Here is a 15,702-nt window from a genome sequence, read left to right as displayed (position 1 = left end):
TCCCTGGAGAGGGCGGCGCGGAACGTCCCCTGGTGGGGGGTCATATGGGGAGGGATCCATTTCGAATGCCGGCCGGCATGCTTCGAAAACCGCGTTGGGTCGCCAGGCGTACGCGCCTCGCGAGGCCTTGCATGGGGGTCTGCGTGGGGCCTGCGTGATCCATGGGGTCCAGCTGCAGAAGGGCCCGTCGACCCGGCGAATCCCGGGTGGCAACCAAGCGTGATGGCGATCGGCAAAATGGCTGAAAAGTGTAAATGGTTGGGAATGGGGTCGTGGCTCATGGCACCCAAGGAAAACCCATGGCTGGAGAATGGAATTCGATGTTGTGGCTTGAGTTATGAGGGGTGAATGGTGTCGGTTGGCCCGAGGGGATCCGGTGCTTGAGGACATTTCTCCAGAGGCGCATCACCAGGCATATGCAGAGAATAGTTAGTAAATCGGGCTCGCAGGAACACGAGCGTACGCCTTGACCGGCGCGCTGACGCGCAGCCCGATCTTACGTTCTTGGACAGGCCCGTAGCGGCAGGGGGCCGGCGCAACCGGGCTATGGGGATTTCGAAATGGGTCGGAGCCCGGGAGGGGACCCGATGGCTCCCTGGATCGTTCCGTGGGGCTCAGATCCGCCCTTCGGGATCACCGTTCCCGGCGGGATGCTGAGGTGCAGGCAGACCCCGGTCCAGCCACCCCAACCGGGCAGGCCGGGAGTTGATGTCATGGGCGTTGTGGGGACGGTCAGCATGGATCGTCCTCGGGCGGTGCGCGGATGGTGGCGGGCAGGGGTGTCCGACGGAGGGCCCCGCCGCAGACCGGGCAGGTCTGGGATTCGCGTTCCACCCGTTCCAGGTCGGATGGATCCTTCCGGGGCTTCTTGCAGGTCCCGACGATGGCCCTGGCCTTCTCCAGAAGGCCGCCAGCCTGGAGGGAGCCGTAGAGGCCGGCATGACGGATCTTGTGGAAGCCCGGGGGGAGGACGTGCTGGACCAGGCGCTCGAGGAACTCCACGGGGTGGACCGTTGCAGTGTTGCCGTTCTTGGTGGCGAACGTCACCCGGTCCTCGGTGACGTCCAGGAGCCGGGAGTTGGCGATGCCGACCCGGTGGGTGTACCGGGCCAGGTAGCCGGCCACATGGCTGGAGTGCCCGAACGGCTTCTTGGCGTGGACGCCCCAGTCCAGATCGCTGACCGTGGCCATCCGACTGGCGTAGAGTTCCTTCGGGACCTCAGGGAAGGCGCCCTTCGCCTGGAGCCGGCCCAGGGCGTTGAGCATCTTGGCCCGGAACACCTCACCCATCATGGCCACCGGGAACAGGTAATTCTTCCCGCTGGGGATGAAGCCTCCGCCGTCGAGGGCGAGGCCCCCGGCGGTGACCAGCACATGGAGGTGGGGGTGGAAGGTCAACTCCCGGGTCCAGGTGTGCAGCACCAGCAGCAGGCCGGGAATGGCCTTCAGTCGGCTCCGGAACAGCTTCAGGAGGGTCTTCGTCGCTGCCCGGAACAGGGCGCCGTAGAACTTGGCCGGATACTGCCGGGCCAGGAACCGCAGTTCCGCCGGGAGGGTGAACACCAGGTGGAAGTGGGGCACGTCCAGGAGGCGCTGGGTCTCCTTGTCGAGCCAGCGTTCCTGGGCCAGGGCCTGGCACTTGGGGCAGTGCCGGTCCCGGCAGGAGTTGTAGGCGATCCGCTCGAAGTCACCGTGCTCGCAGACCTCCTTGTGCCCGCCCAGGGCCGCGGTGCGGCATTGGCCGATGGCCGTGAGGACGCGGCGCTGCTGCCGGTTCAAGGCAACCCGGCTTTCCAGGGCGTCGCGGTGGAGGCGGACGATGTCGGCGATGTCGAAACGGGGTCGGGTGAACCCCACCGCCCTACTCCGGCAGGTCCTCCAGAGGGCTTCGCACGGCGGCGATCTGGCCTGGCGCCACCTGGGTGTAGATCTGGGTGGAGGTGATGCTGGCGTGGCCCAGGACCACCTGGATCTTGCGCAGGTCCTCGCCGCTCTCCAGCAGGTGGGTCGCGAACGCGTGGCGCAGAAGGTGGGGGTTCACGAACTTGCCGATGCCGGAGACGGCCGCTGCGCAAAGGAGGGCGCGCCGGGCGGTGTCCGCGCAGAGGGGCCCTCCCGACTTGGAGGCGAACAGCCAAGGCTTCGGGGGCTGCATGTGCTTGTAGTAGGTCCGCAGCGCCCGGTAGAGCTTGGCCCCCATGGGCACCATCCGGTCCTTGCCGCCCTTTCCATCGCGGACGTGGATCACCTGCTGCATGGCGTCGATGTCCCGGGTCTCGAGCCGGCAGGCCTCGTTGATCCGCAGGCCGGTGGCGTAGACCAGAGTGAAGAAGGTGCGGTATTTCGTGGTGGTGAACCCGTCCAGCAGCCGCGCAACCTCAGCCTGGCTCAAGGTGGAAGGCAGGTGGGCCTTGGCCTTGGGGACGGTGATCCAGGCCACCTTCTCGGGCTGGCCCAGGGTCCGGGCATAGAGGAACTTCAAGGCTGAGTAGTGGAGGGCCAGCCGGGAGGCTCCGATGGCCTGCTGCCGGAGGACGTCCACCCACCGCCGCACCGATTCCTGGCTGGCGTCGCATGGGTCGTGGCCAAGGAATTCCTCGAAACGCCTCACCGATGCGACGTACTGCTGGATCGTCTTATGGGCGCGGTTCGCCATTTGAAGGTCCCCGGCGAACCGGGACAGAGATAAACTGACCGCCATTGCAGTCCTCCATGAATGTGGGGCTGGTGCTGTAACACCGCCACATCCATGGGGACTGCAAGCTGTAGATCCCGCAAGCCTTATTGGACGATCAGGCTGGACGGACGCTGATCACCCCTGCCGCGAAGCGGCTTCGTCCAAGGTTGGCTATGGCTGTGGTTTTGAACGGGGCGCCGGTGGCGCGGCTTCCCCTGGCAAAGGTGGTGGGGGCAACGCGGGAAACAACAGAGAGCATGCGTTGACCTCCTTTGGGAAGGATCTAATTAAAGGCGAGCATGAGGGTGGCAGGCCTGATACCCATTCCTGCCATTCTGGGAAATGGTCCGACACATTTTGTGGAGTGAGTGTCAACAAATGTTATTTTTGGAATGTGATAATAGTATATCAATTATTTTGTCGTTAAATTTCTGAAAGTGTGACTTCGGTGTGTGAAGGGGCCGCATGTTACTGAATTTCATGCTTTCAAGCGGTGAAGTGCTATGAATTTGCATGTGGCAGGTCTGATGTTTGGGTGTTCGATTTCCTTGCTTGGACAAGGGGAAAGATCGTTTTTTATGCAACCCGGGGCTTCGGCTCTGGTCATGGTGGGGCCCCGATCCGCAAAAGACTCCATTTCGAAGCAACTGAATGCGTTGCTGCTGGAAACCTATCTCCTCGATTTCCGGTTGAAGGGGCGGATCGTGCGGGATGACGCCGAAACGGGGTCCAGTCTCGGGCCCTGGCTGAGGGCGCGGGCGGGGCTGGGGACCGTGGCGGAGGCGCCCTGGGTCTGGATCCTGCTCGGGAGGGACGGTCAGACGTTGGCCTCGGGGCGCGGGTTTCCGGAGGAGGGGACCCTTCGGCGGGCCCTGGAGGCGGCCGGGGCGCCCAATCCGATCGGCGAGCTGATGGCCTTCCTGGAGCGGTGGCCGGACCATGCGGAAGCCCGGCGGGATCTGGTGGGGCTGCTTGAGCCGCAGATCGAATTCCTCCTCCGGGTGGAAGGGCGGGGTGAGGAGGGGCCGGATCTGGCCCCAGAGGTGGACGACCGGATCTGGGGCCGCTGCGCCGGGGCCTTGGACGCCCTGTTCCAGCAGGGGGACTGGCTGGGGCTCAACCTCAGCCTGGACGAGGTCCTGCCCGGTCCGGGGGTCCCCGAGCGGGCCAGCCCGCGCATGCGGGACCTCTACCGGCGGCACCTCCCGGAGGTGATGGCGTTGCTCCGCCGCTGTCCCGAGGCCGCCTGCGGGTGGAAAAACCTGCTCCGGATGGACCGGGCCCTGGGGGAATCGCACCTGCTCCCGGCGTTGAAGGGCACCACCTGGGACTTGGCACGCCGGGCCCAGCTCCTGCTCATGCCCACCCTCGCCCTGGCGGAACGGGTGACCGAGGACGCGCGGGCCACCGGGGCGTGGGGAGAGGCCCGGGAGATCCTTCATGCCCTCTGGACAGACCTGGCCCGGCCCCGGTTGACGCGGTGGAGCCAGAGCGAGCTCATGCCCGATGGGGCGGACGAGGGTCTGCGGGCTGAGGCGGATCTGTCCGAACGGCAGGCAGTCTGGGAGGTGCTCCTGGCGCCCTGGGTGGAGGCATGCGTGCGGACCGGCGCGGAGGCGGACGTTCCCGTCCTTCTGGAGGATCTGGATGCGACCTGGGCCGGGGCCGGCCTGGACGGCCGGATCCGGCGCCTGGCCCATCAGCTCGGGCGGCCCGAGCTCCCGGGGGTCTGGTGCCCCGCCCTGCGGTTCCAGCGGCCCCGGCTTCCCCGGTACTGGCAGGACGGGACGAACCTCAAGCTGCTCCACCAGGGGCAGGGGGTGGCCGTGGCCCAGGGACCGCCCCCGGCCCAGGGACCGCCCCTGACCCAGCCCCTGCCCGCGCTCTGGAAGGCGGGCTACCCGATCGAGGTCGTGGAGGTCCTGGAGGCCTCGAATCCGTGGCGCAAGGTGCTCGGCTGGGACGGCCGGTCCCCCCAGTGGGCCGTGGCCACGGCCGAGGGCAGGGTCCTTCTGGCCGGGCGGCGGCTGCCCACGGACGGGGACCTCCTGGCCGCCCTCCGGATGGAAGGCTTCCCCACCGAGGCGGACCGGGCCCAGGCCCGGCTCCGGGCCCATCCAGAGCTGGTGATACCGATTGCCCAGATGACCAAGACGCTCGGAACCCGGGCGGAGGCCCTTCTAGATGCGCGGTATGACGCGCGCCGCAGCTTGCCGTTTCCCAGGACTGCGGAGGAAATGGAGGTCTGGAACGCCCCGCCGGCCATGGAGCCCGAGGAAGTGGAGGCCTGGGGCGCGAAGATCGCGGCCCTGCATCGCCTGTTCGAGGACCCCCTCGCGACCTATCCCCAGGTCCTTTATCAGGCCTCCCTCTCCCTCCCGGATCCGAACGACATGCCCGCGGACCTCCGGTCCCGGGCGGCGGAGCTGGCCCGGGTGACCCTGCCGTGCATCGAGGCGGCCCTGGCGCGCCGTCCCACGGATAGCGCGCTCTGGAGGGCCTGGCTGGACCTCGCCCGCTATGGGGAGCGGCCCCTCCTGGAGGTGGTGGGCGCCCTGGTTCCCAGCCCGGTCGCGCCCGTGGCAGCCTTTCCCCCGACGGACGTCCTGGCGCCCATGGCGGAGGCCCTGGGCGCGCGCGGCCAGTGGAAGGTCCTGGCGGATCTGCTTGGCGCCCGGCTGGAGGCGGGGGACGGCCAGGGGGAAGCGAAGGGGCCCGCGGACGCCGACCCCGCTTCCCGGGACCGCCGCCCCTTCCGATCTGCCCGGAACCTGTCGTTGCGGCTGGCGGAGGCCTGCCTGCATCTGGGGGACACCCAGAAGGCGGACACCATCCTGCGGGCGCTGAAAGGAGACGGCGAGGAGGACGCTTCCGAATTCTGGCCACTGGTCCGGCTGGCCCGGGAACTCGGGCAGGATGCCTTCGCCGATCGCTGGGACCGGACCCGGAAGGCCGGGGCACGGCCCTGACGGGGCCGCCCTCAGCCATCCGAATCCTCCAGCCTCCACCCGCCTTCGGTGGCCCGGAGGGTCCACCTCCGGGTCACGAGGCGCGCCAGGAACCTGCGGTCGTGGCTGACGAGAAGGAGGGCGGCGGGGGTGGTGGCGAGGGCCGCCTCCAGGCAGGCCACGGAGGGCAGATCCAGGTGGTTCGTCGGCTCGTCCAGGACGACCAGGTGGGGTGAGGCGCTGAACTGGCCGGCCAGGTGAAGCTTGCGGATCTCGCCGGGGCTGGGGGCGCGGCTCTGCAGGAGCCGGGCGGGGTCGGAGCCCAGGCGGCGCACGAGGGTGAGGGCGCGGCCCAGGGCCTCGGGGGGCTGCCGGCGGAAGGCGTCCAGGATGGCCACGGCGGCCTCCAGGGGGAGTTCCTGGGGGAGGTACGCAGTGGGTCGCCCCGCCAGGGCGGGATCCGCCATCAGGCGCCGAACGAGGGTGCTCTTGCCGGAGCCGTTGGGGCCTTCGAGGCCGATGCGGTCGCCGGGGCGGATCATCAGGGCGGGCACGCGCAGGGTGCGGCCGGGGCCCAGGGGAAGCGTCTGTTCGGGCAGCGCAAGGAGGAGGCGACCGGAGGGAGGCCCGCCGCCGAGGGTGATGCCAAGGGCATGCTGGCGCTGGACGGGGAGCTGGTCCAGGCGCTGGGCGGCCTGGCGCACGCGGCCGTCCAGCTGGCGCAGGCGCTGGCCGCTGCCGCCGTCGGCGACGCGGGCGGCGTCCACCCGGCCCTTGGCATCCCGGTCGCCCGGGGGAATGCCGCGCTTGGAGCGCTGGCGTTCGGCGCGGTCGGTCTGCTCCCTGCGGCGGTGCTGCTCGTGGCGGAGGTCCTCCACCTCCCGGGCGGCCCGGGCCCGTTCCCGGACCTGGTCCTTGGCCTCGGCGTCGGCCTGGGCCCGGCCTTCGGTGTAGCCGCCGGGTCGCAGGACGGGGCGGGGGGGCTCCAGGAAGAGGCACTGACCGCACAGGGCGTCCAGCAGGTCCCGGTCGTGGCTAACGAGGAGGCCGAGGCCCCGGAAGCCGGCCAGGGCCGTCCGCACCCGGTCACGGCTTTCGGCGTCCAGGTGATTGGTGGGCTCGTCCACGGCCAGGAAGGGGGGCGCCAGGTGCAGGAGGACGGCCAGCTGGGCTCGCTTGCGCTCGCCGTGGCTGAGGGTGGCCCAGCGCCTGGTCCAGTCGGGCTGGAGCCCCAACTGGTGCTTCAGGCGCTGGGCGGCGGAACCGGGATCCAGGAGGAGGCGGGCCAGGCCGGGAGGCGCGTGGTCGGTGCGCTGATCGGCGAGGTACCCGGGGCCGGGCCGCCGGATGTGGCCCTGGGTGGGCCGGAGCTCGCCCAGGGCCAGGCGGAGGAGGGTGGTCTTGCCGGAGCCGTTGGCGCCCACGAGGCCGGTCCAGCCGTCGCTGACGGTGAAGCCGAGGTGCTGGACGACGGGGTCCAGCGCGCCTTCGTGGGTGAAGGTCACGTCCGTGAAGGACAGAAACATGGGGGCCTTTCCAAGGCCCGGGGGCACGGGCTCGCGGGAACGGGATCCGTGGCGCCCCGGGCCTCGCGCGGTTCGAGGGGGCGGATGCTCCGCCTCGAGGGTCTGCGGTCGGGGTTCCTGGTTCCGGTTCCACCTACTTCATCGGGGGCCTCCGGCGCGGTGCCCCGCGCCCGGATCCCAGCATAGCCGATTGCGCCGGATCCTACGCTCAGCCCACCCGGAAGACCACCGCGCCGGTGGGGTCCTTGATGACGAAGGCCTCGCCCAGGCCGCGGCGGCGCAGGCGGATGGCCTTGACGATGGCATCCTCGCGTTCCGGTTCGAAATCCTGGAGGATCTCCTCCTCGTCCACCGTCCTCAGATAGACCTTGTACTCCACAGGCACCTCGTGACGGGACTCAACATGGGTCCGATCCCGGGTCCGCTCAAGGCTGAAATGCGTCCAATTGCTGAAATGGCTAGGGTGGGAAGAGCCCGCCGAGCAGGATGCCCGCGGCCCGGTGGCCCTGGGCGGCGGCCTTCTGCAGCCAGGTCCTGGCGGCGGCCGGGTCCTCCGGAACGCCCCGGCCCTGGTAGAGGAGCAGGGCCCATTCGTACATGCCCTGGGGATCGCCGGCGGTCGCGGCCTGCTTGAACCAGCGGACCTTCTCGGCGTTGTCGTCCGCGGCGTAGCCGAGGGCCAGGATGGCGGCCATGTCCCCCTGGTCGGCGCGCTTCAGGAGCTCGGGCCGCGCCCGGGCGTCCTCCTCCCGCTTCCGCAGGAGGGTGGCCTCCCAGGTGTCCTCGGCGTTGGCCGGGTGCGGCTGGGTGGGCAGCACCTGGCGGATGGCCCCGCTGTCCAGGTCGAGGCCCAGGGCGCCCTGGGGCGTGTCGATCCACAGGGTGTCGCCGGCGAGGCTGGCGTGGTGGGGCGCGAGGCCCGCGGGGAGGGGCCGCCAGCGCCGGCGGGGCGGGAAGCCCTGGTCCTGGATGGACCAGGCGAGGAGGCCGCGGCTGGCCTGGCACTGGATGAAGGTCTGGCCGGTGGCCAGGGTCAGCGGGGTTTCCGGGCGGAGGGACTTCCATGTGGTGGGCAGCGCGGGCGCGGGGCGGGCCTCCGTCAGCCGGGCGCGGTGCGGCGCCAGGGCCCACTGGAATCCGTCCACCTGGCCCTGGGCGAAGGTGTCCAGGCCCTGGCTGTAGAAGGTCTGGAGGATCAGGCCCGTCGCGGGATCCACCTCCACCTCCGGAGGGGGCGCGACCGCCTGGGGCGCGGCGCCACCGGGGTGCACCTCCAGGGTGAGGGGCCGGGCCGGGGCGACCCGGGGCAGGTACGGGCGCTGGCCGAGGGCCAGGGCCGTGTCGATCATCCGGGCGCCGTTGGCGAAGCCGCGCACATAGTCCGCCCGTCCTGAGGCGGGGAAGGCCAGGGCCCCGGCCTGGGCGGCGGCCTCGGCCCGGCTCGCCGGGGAGGCGGGAAGGGTGGCCGGCTTCTGGCAGGCGGCGAGGGCGAGGAGCAGCAGGGTGCCGAGGGAGAGGGGTGCGCGCATGGTCGGCTTCAGGAGGCTTTGCGGGACTTGAGATATTCGAGGAAGACGGGCGAATCGTAGCGGAGCTCAACGATCTTCCAGACGCCGTCGGCCTTGCGGAGGGAGACGAGGAGGGTGCCGGGGCCCTTGGCGAAGTCGCAGGTGTACGCGATGCGGCCCCAGGTGCCCTGGCCGTCGACGCCGGTCTGGAAGGCCTGGGGCTTCTTGGTGAGGAGGGGTCCGAGCTTCTCCTGGAAACCGGTCTCCAGGGCGATGTAGTCGGCTTCCTTGACGACCTTGTGCATGGGCTCGCCGAACTCCCGGTAGGCGCCCGCGTAGTCCCCGGCCCGCACGTGGGCGAGGTAGGCGTCCACGGCCGGCGCGAAGGTGCGCTCGCTGGCGGCCAGGCCGCCCTTCACGAAGAGCACGCAGCTGCCCAGGAGGAGCAACAGGAGCGCCAGCGCGCCGCCGCAGCCCCACAGGAGCCACTTGGCCCGGAAGCCCCGCCTGGGGGGCTCGCCCACGGGCGCGTCCGGCGAGGCGTAGGGGGTCCGGCCAGGCTGAAGGGGCGAGCCGCAGTTGAAGCAGGTCGGCGACTCGTCCAGGTTGAGGGCTTCGCAGGTGGGGCAGCGCACGGTTTCGGACTCCACAGGAGGGCGGGGGGCGCGAAACAGGGCGCGGGGGGAACTTCCTCCCGGCCCCGCGCCATGCCCCAGGACCGGCGCAGCCTTCCCCTTTCCCCCGCCCCGGGGCAGGATGGACCCATCCCTTCCCAGGACCCGCCATGCTTCGAGTTGCCGCCGCGCTGTGTCTCCTTCCTGTCCTCGCGGGCGGGGCGCTCCTGGCGGGGGCGCCGCCGACGGTGGTGACGTCGCCGCGGCCGGACGGGTTCGTGGCGGCGCCGTGGCTGGTCGGGGTCGAGGCGCCGGGGCGGTGGGCGGGCCTGCCGGATCCGGTGAACGCGCCGGACCTGAGGGAACGGGTGGCGCCGGGGCAGGGGCTCACGGTGATGGTGGGGGCGGAGGGGACGGGTCGGGACGCGTTCCTCCAGGCGCGGACCTATGCGGTCACGTTCACGCTGGGGGCGGCGTCGCGGACCTTCGAGGGGCTGCGGCCGTCCCGGGTGCGGCGGATCAAGGCGGTGGGTTCGGACATGGCGTTCTCGGTCCTGGCCGCGGGGGGGATCAAGCCGGACAAGGCGGAGGGACTCCGGTCCCTGGTGAGCGCGGCCTGCTTCGAGGTGGCCTGGACGCCGCCGGCGGGGGCCCAGGACGGGCCCGTGCGGGTCCAGGTCCGGGCCACGGGCCCCGGCGGGGAGGTCCATGTGTTCCCGGAGGTCACGGCGGCCTTCTGGACCTATGACCGGACGGCACGGGAGGGCGGCTTCGGGGACGCCAAGGCCGCGGAGACGTGGACGATGGGCTACTACCAGCATCCGGAGCCGACCCGGCTGCTCCATTTGTGGCGGGCCCTCCAGAAGGAATCGGCGGGGTACCGCACCTCGAGCCGGGCCTTCGCCGCGGCGGTGCTGCGGTCCGACCCGGCGGCGGCCCAGGACCTGCTCCAGCGCCTGCGGGGGGAGGCGCCGGTGATCCGCAGGATGGGCGCGGCGGCGTTCCTGGACGCGGGCCAGCCGCGGGACGCGGTCGCCGCGGCCCTGCCCCTGGAGGACCACGGGATGCTCCAGGCCCTCCCCAGCCAGCTGCCGCCCCTCCCCGACCCCCTGGACCTGGAACCGGACACGGCCCATCCGCTGAAGGTTGCGGACGCCTTCGACCAGCTCTGGAGCCGGTTCCTGGTGACGGGGGACACGGCGCACGTGCGCCTCATCGCGGGCCGCCTGGCGTGGCGGGAGGAGGGCAAGGCCTTCGTGGCGCTGCGGAAGTCCGGAGGGAAGCCGGCCGGGATCACCCTGGACCTGGTCAAGGGCCTGGCCTACATGGCCGCGGGCTGGTCCCTGGGGTCCTTCTACCGCACGCACCCCCTGGTGGCGGACGCCATCGAGGCCTGGAAGCGGGATCCGGCCGTTCCGGAGGTGGTGCGGCAGGAACTGGGGACGCTCCTGGGGAACGAGGCCTTCCGCATGTAGTGAGGACTCCCTGATCCGGGAGAGCAGCCCACTCAGTCGGCTGTTTGTTATGACCAATTAAATAGTAAGTGACCCGGGGTCAGGGTTCTGGAGGGCCTGCGGGCGCCGTTCTGACAAATGTAACTTTTCCGATTTCATTGGTTGGAAAAAGTGCAGCCGGCCTTGGAACGGCTGTGCTTAAATCTTGAAATTCTCATGGGAGTTTTGAATGCTGAAGCGATTCCAGATCGGGCAGCGGCTTTATGCAGCCTTCGGAACCGTGATTGCCCTGTTCTCCATCGCCAGCCTTTTCGCAGTGATCCAGATGGGCCGGATGGGGGAGGATCTCCGGCGCGTCGCCCAGGTCTACGCGCGGGAGAATCGCCTCGCGACGGGCATGGAGATCGAGGTGCAGGGGGTCCAGAGGTTCATGCGGACCCTGCTCCTGACGGAGGATCCTCGGGAAACGGCCCAGATGATCGAAAGGATCCACGCGGCGCGGGCCGCTTATAACCAGGCCAGCGAGGAACTGGAGACCCTCCTGATCTCCGAGGAGGCCAAGGCGTTGCACCGCACGGTCCAGCAACAGGCCCGCGTTACTCGGGAGGCCAACGACCGGATCATCCAGCTCGGGAGCCAAGGGCAACGGAAGGAGGCGGCGGTCCTGCTCCTGGGGGAGGCACGGGCCGACAACGACAAGTGGCTGGAGGACCTGAAAGCCCTCTCCGCCTTCACGGAGACCCAGATCCAAAAGGGGTACGCCCATGCCGCGAAGGCGCGCCAGTCGGGCACGGCGGCCATGGCCATGCTGGGCCTGGTGGCCCTGGCGGCCGGAGTGGCCGCGGCGTGGTTCATCACGCGGAGCATCACGGAACCCCTCCGTTCCTTCATGGCTGTCCTGGGCCAGGTGGCCACCGGCGACCTGAGGGTGCGGGCCGACCAGGGCGCGGAGGACGAAACGGGCCAATTGGGACGCTCCTTGAACCTGGCGCTGGAAAGCCTGAGTGCGGCCCTCCGGCAGGTCTCGTCGGCGGCCCTCTCCGTCGCCAGCGGAGCCACGGAGCTGTCCGCCTCGGCGGAGGAGATGACCGCCACGACGGACCAGATCGCCAAGGGGAGCGAGCTGACGCACCGCTCCACCCAGTCCATGGCCGCCGCCGTGTCCCAGCTCTCCGCGAGCGTTCATCAAGTCGCGGGCCACGCCCAGGATTCGGTTCGCCACTCGGAGCTGTCCGTGAAACACACGGAGGAAGGACATCGCGCTGGCGAGCGAATGGCTGAGGGGATGGGCCGCATCAAGGAGACCACGGCCAACATCCGGAAGGCCATCCTCGTGATCCAGGAGATGGCCCAGCAGACCAACCTCCTGTCGTTGAACGCGGCCATCGAGGCGGCCAAGGCGGGGGACCACGGCAAGGGCTTCGCGGTCGTCGCGGAGGAGGTCCGGAAACTGGCGGAGCGGAGTCGGCAATCGGCCATTGAAATCGAGGGCCTGCTGGTGGAGAGCCACGACGCGGTGGAGGGCGGCCTGTCCGCTGTCGGTACCACCCAGGAGCAGCTGGGGCAGATCCGGGGTGCCATCCGCTCGGTCTCGGAGGTGCTGCTGGGCATCGGATCGGCGACCCTGGAACAGGCCACCACGTCTGAGGAGGTGGCGCGACGGGTGGAAGGCGTGAGCCGGGAAATGGAACAGAACGCCGCGGCCACCCAGCAGATGGCCGCCACGGTGGAGGAGATTGCCCGAACGGCTTCGACCCTCGCGAAGGTGTCCGACGACCTGTCCCAGACGCTGGGCCAGTTCAAGGTGTCCTGAGCGGACCGGGCTCCGCCACGAGCAGACAGTGGCGAGGGCCAGGGTATTTCATGGAAAATGTCTGCCACGTCCACCGGAGCCGGGGCGGTGGGGGGCGGTTCGCCCCCTGGGTTCGCGCGGGCTCCCGAATGTTCCCAGGAGATGATCTTGGCTCCCTTCCGCAAACAGGCCCTCGAGGGTGCCCCCCGGGACCCGCGCCGCGAGGCGACAGGGTTCCTCCGCCTGGATGGAACCCCCCACCTTGTCTTCTGGGAGACGGATGCGACGGGCGCACCCGCGCCTCCCGTCTGGCTGGATGAAGTCTGGGGGCCGGACCGGGAGCCCTGCAGGGCCGCCTGGGAGGAGGCGCTGGCGGCGCGGCTTCCCCTGGCCATCCGTTTCAGGGCGGGCCTGGACGGGGACAGGACCTGGCTTTGCCGGGCGGTGCCCCAGCGGGGACAGGATGGCCGATTCCTGGGGTTCCGGGGCTACGCCGAGGACGTGACGGAGGCGGCGCGCAAGGAGGCGCGGCAGGCCGACAGCCTGCACCTGGCGGTGGACACGGTGGATGAATCCCCTCTGCCCATCACCGTGGTCTCGATGGTCACCCAGAAGATCCTCTACGCGAACCCGCCCGCCATCGCCCTGCTCGGGCTCCAGCTGGATTCCCTCGAAGGGGAGACGGCGGGCACCGTCTATGAGGACCCCGCCTGCCTCGAGGCGTTCGTGGCGGGCCTCCAGGCGACGGGCAAGGTCGACCGCCTGGAATGCCGGATGCGGAGCCTGTCGGGGCGCACCTTCTGGGGCAGCCTGTCGGGTCGGACGACCACGCTTCGCGGGGAGTGGGTGCGCATCGTCACCACCCAGGACATCACGGAGGAGAAGGCCATCCGGGACCGACTCTCGGAGAGCGAGCACCGCTTCCGCCTGATGTTCGAGAGCCACACGGCGATCATGCTGCTGATCCGGCCCCGGGACGGTCAGATCCTGGCCGCGAACCCCGCGGCCAGCGCGTTCTACGGCTATCCGCTGGACGAGCTGAAGCGCATGGTCATCAGCGACATCAACCTGCTGTCGAAGGAATTCGTCCTCGATGAGCTCGCCCGGGCCACGACCTCCCGCCACAACCGGTTCGTGTTCCCCCACCGGTTGGCGAGCGGCCTGATCCGCACGGTCTCGGTGGAAAGCGTGCCGATCCACGTGCGGGGGGAGGATGCGCTCTTTTCGATCGTCCATGACATCACCGAGCGGCAACTGGCCCTCGAGGCGCTCCGGCGCAGCGAGTGGGCCCTGCGGGAGGCCCAGGAGCTGGCGCGCCTGGGGCATTTCTGCGTGGACTTGGGGACCGGCAAGGTGGAGACCTCGGTCACGCTCAACCGCCTTCTGGGCCTGGAGGAGGCCCCGCCCAGGGTGATCGGGCAGCTGCGGGAGATCCTGCATTCGGAAGCCTTCGACCGCTGGCTTCGGGCCGGGATGGAGGCGGATCCCCGCTTCCAGGAGGAGATGGCCATCGGGGGCGGCGGGATGGGTCCGGGCCTCTGGGTCCATGTCCGCGTCCAGCGGGAGCCTGGGCCCCCCTGCACCCGGGGGACGCTGATGGGCACGATCCAGGACGTCACCCAGCGCCGCCGGCAGGAGCTGATGGGCGTGGCCATGGAGGCCCAGATCGCCAAGGGGAAGATGGCGGCCTATGTCGCCCACGAGATCAACGGGCCCCTGGCGGGCATCCAGAACGCCTTTCTCCTGGTCGAGGCCGCCATTCCTGCCGATCACCCCGACCGGCGCTTCGCGGATCTCATCAAGGTCGAGATCGGCCGCATCAGTACGATCGTGAAGGTGCTCTACGAACTGAACCGGCCCGTGGACTACACCCCCGTGGACACGGAGGTGGCCGGGATGCTGCGGGACGTGCAGACCCTGCTGGCGACCCGGGCCCGGGCCCGGAAGGCCGAACTCTGCCTGGACCTCCCCGATCCCGCCCTGCGCGCGGTCGTCCACGTGAACCCCATCCGCCAGGTCCTGTACAACCTTGTCCAGAACGCCATCGATGCCTCGCCCCAGGGCGGCCGGATCACCTGCGGCGCCCGGATCGAGGGGGATACGCTCTGCCTGGACGTCACCGACGAGGGCGCCGGGGTGCCCGAGGCCTGGCGGGAGCGAATCCTGGAACCGGGCTTCACCACCAAGAAGGGCGGCGCGGAGAGCGGCCTCGGCCTGGGCCTCTCCATCTCGCGCCGGCTTCTGGAAGTCATGGGCGGAAACCTGTCCCACGCCAACGGCGACGGCGGGGGCTGCACCTTTCACGCCAGGATCCCCCTGTCCCACGGGTCGGGGCCGGGAGCCCTGCTCAAACCGGAGACGCCCCCATGACCACCCAACCCTGCCAGGGATGCGACCGCATTCTCCTGCTGGACGACGAACAGACCTTCCGGGAAAGTACGGCCGAACTCCTTGCGCGAAGCGGATTCGAGGTCCAGACCGCGGCGGACTCGGCCGAGGCGCTGGTCCTGATGGGCAGCCGGCCCTTCGATGGGATCATTTCCGACATCCTGCTGGCGGGGGAGGACGGCCTCGCCTTCGTGCGGTCCGCGGCGGCCCTCGATCCCTGCGTCCAGGTGATCCTCGTGACGGCCTTCCCGGCGCTGGAGACGGCGATCGACGCCATCCAGCTTCCGGTGGCGGCCTACATGGTGAAGCCCGTGCCCTTCCCCGACCTAGTGGACCAGGTGCGGAAGGTCGTGAAAGAGACCCGGGTGCGGCGCGTCATCCGCGACAGCCAGGATCGTCTGGCCCACTGGAACGAGGATCTCCGCCTCATGCGGTCCCGCATCCCGTCCGGCGCCCAGGTGGGGGAGATCAGCATGGCTCACGACTTCCTTCGGCTGGCGGTGGGAAACCTCGCAGGCACCCTGCTGGACATGCAGACGCTCCTCGACCTGACCCGGGATCAGGCCGCGGACCTCGCCACGTGCAGGGTGGAGCGCTGCCCGCGCATGGCGGTGCACCGGGAGGTCATCCAGGACTGCGTGCAGATCCTGGAACGCACGAAGAACGCCTTCAAATCGCGCAGCCTGGCCCAGGTGCGGCAGAACCTCGAGCACCTGCTGAAGGTGTGACGGGATGCGCGCGGACAACCGGCTGGACCGGCTCATTTGGTTTTGACAACATGCTGTAACTTAATTT

Annotated in this window: 11 protein-coding genes; 5 read left to right on the top strand and 6 right to left on the bottom strand. The window is 69.8% G+C overall.

Features of this window, described 5'->3' with window-relative positions; translation table 11 throughout:
- Nucleotides 1–732 precede the first annotated feature (732 nt).
- Nucleotides 733–1,857, bottom strand: coding sequence for an IS91 family transposase (locus R2J75_RS15075; RefSeq protein ID WP_316410089.1), 1,125 nt, complete (start codon nucleotides 1,855–1,857; stop codon nucleotides 733–735).
- Nucleotides 1,858–1,861: 4 nt separating this feature from the next.
- Nucleotides 1,862–2,701, bottom strand: a complete 840-nt coding sequence (locus tag R2J75_RS15070; RefSeq protein ID WP_316410090.1) for a tyrosine-type recombinase/integrase — start codon at nucleotides 2,699–2,701, stop codon at nucleotides 1,862–1,864.
- Between the two features lie 680 nt (nucleotides 2,702–3,381).
- On the opposite strand from R2J75_RS15070, the gene R2J75_RS15065 reads away from it, so the two are divergent.
- Nucleotides 3,382–5,646 carry a hypothetical protein gene (locus R2J75_RS15065; protein ID WP_316410490.1) on the top strand — a complete coding sequence of 755 codons (2,265 nt, stop codon included), beginning with the start codon at nucleotides 3,382–3,384 and terminating at the stop codon, nucleotides 5,644–5,646.
- Between the two features lie 11 nt (nucleotides 5,647–5,657).
- Here the strand turns inward: R2J75_RS15065 and R2J75_RS15060 are convergent, their stop codons facing one another.
- From R2J75_RS15060 to R2J75_RS15045, 4 genes are all read right to left on the bottom strand, one after another.
- Complete coding sequence (locus R2J75_RS15060) at nucleotides 5,658–7,151, bottom strand: ATP-binding cassette domain-containing protein (protein ID WP_316410489.1); 1,494 nt, start codon at nucleotides 7,149–7,151, stop codon at nucleotides 5,658–5,660.
- A 208-nt stretch (nucleotides 7,152–7,359) separates the two neighbouring features.
- The gene (locus R2J75_RS15055) at nucleotides 7,360–7,530 is read right to left on the bottom strand and encodes a hypothetical protein (protein WP_243329822.1); all 171 of its coding nucleotides are present in this window, start codon (nucleotides 7,528–7,530) and stop codon (nucleotides 7,360–7,362) included.
- 79 nt (nucleotides 7,531–7,609) lie between these two features.
- Nucleotides 7,610–8,680 carry a tetratricopeptide repeat protein gene (locus tag R2J75_RS15050; protein WP_316410488.1) on the bottom strand — a complete coding sequence of 357 codons (1,071 nt, stop codon included), beginning with the start codon at nucleotides 8,678–8,680 and terminating at the stop codon, nucleotides 7,610–7,612.
- An 8-nt stretch (nucleotides 8,681–8,688) separates the two neighbouring features.
- The gene (locus tag R2J75_RS15045) at nucleotides 8,689–9,294 is read right to left on the bottom strand and encodes a DUF4019 domain-containing protein (protein WP_243329826.1); all 606 of its coding nucleotides are present in this window, start codon (nucleotides 9,292–9,294) and stop codon (nucleotides 8,689–8,691) included.
- Between the two features lie 149 nt (nucleotides 9,295–9,443).
- Between R2J75_RS15045 and R2J75_RS15040 the strand changes: the two genes are divergently transcribed.
- The 4 genes from R2J75_RS15040 to R2J75_RS15025 all read left to right on the top strand — a co-directional run bounded on the left by R2J75_RS15040 (nucleotide 9,444) and on the right by R2J75_RS15025 (nucleotide 15,635).
- Nucleotides 9,444–10,748: a hypothetical protein gene (locus tag R2J75_RS15040; RefSeq protein ID WP_316410487.1), complete on the top strand. Its 1,305-nt coding sequence runs from the start codon at nucleotides 9,444–9,446 to the stop codon at nucleotides 10,746–10,748.
- 208 nt (nucleotides 10,749–10,956) lie between these two features.
- Nucleotides 10,957–12,540: a methyl-accepting chemotaxis protein gene (locus tag R2J75_RS15035; protein ID WP_243329830.1), complete on the top strand. Its 1,584-nt coding sequence runs from the start codon at nucleotides 10,957–10,959 to the stop codon at nucleotides 12,538–12,540.
- A 147-nt stretch (nucleotides 12,541–12,687) separates the two neighbouring features.
- Nucleotides 12,688–14,889: a PAS domain-containing sensor histidine kinase gene (locus R2J75_RS15030; protein WP_243329832.1), complete on the top strand. Its 2,202-nt coding sequence runs from the start codon at nucleotides 12,688–12,690 to the stop codon at nucleotides 14,887–14,889.
- Nucleotides 14,886–15,635 (top strand): response regulator, encoded by a 750-nt coding sequence (locus R2J75_RS15025; protein WP_243329835.1) that lies wholly within the window; start codon nucleotides 14,886–14,888, stop codon nucleotides 15,633–15,635. The genes R2J75_RS15030 and R2J75_RS15025 overlap by 4 nt, the downstream gene beginning before the upstream one ends.
- Nucleotides 15,636–15,702 lie beyond the last annotated feature (67 nt).

This window comes from Mesoterricola sediminis (genome assembly GCF_030295425.1).
Classification (GTDB): Bacteria; Acidobacteriota; Holophagae; order Holophagales; family Holophagaceae; genus Mesoterricola; species Mesoterricola sediminis.
This window is presented reverse-complemented; position numbering and strand designations above follow the sequence as displayed.

What these genes read in the sequence shown, in the direction of transcription:
- R2J75_RS15050 (WP_316410488.1), bottom strand. Translation starts at nt 8,680, where the DNA reads ATGCGCGCACCCCTCTCCCTCGGCACCCTGCTGCTCCTCGCCCTCGCC.
- R2J75_RS15025 (WP_243329835.1), top strand. Translation starts at nt 14,886, where the DNA reads ATGACCACCCAACCCTGCCAGGGATGCGACCGCATTCTCCTGCTGGAC.
- R2J75_RS15060 (WP_316410489.1), bottom strand. Translation starts at nt 7,151, where the DNA reads ATGTTTCTGTCCTTCACGGACGTGACCTTCACCCACGAAGGCGCGCTG.
- R2J75_RS15040 (WP_316410487.1), top strand. Translation starts at nt 9,444, where the DNA reads ATGCTTCGAGTTGCCGCCGCGCTGTGTCTCCTTCCTGTCCTCGCGGGC.
- R2J75_RS15070 (WP_316410090.1), bottom strand. Translation starts at nt 2,701, where the DNA reads ATGGCGGTCAGTTTATCTCTGTCCCGGTTCGCCGGGGACCTTCAAATG.
- R2J75_RS15035 (WP_243329830.1), top strand. Translation starts at nt 10,957, where the DNA reads ATGCTGAAGCGATTCCAGATCGGGCAGCGGCTTTATGCAGCCTTCGGA.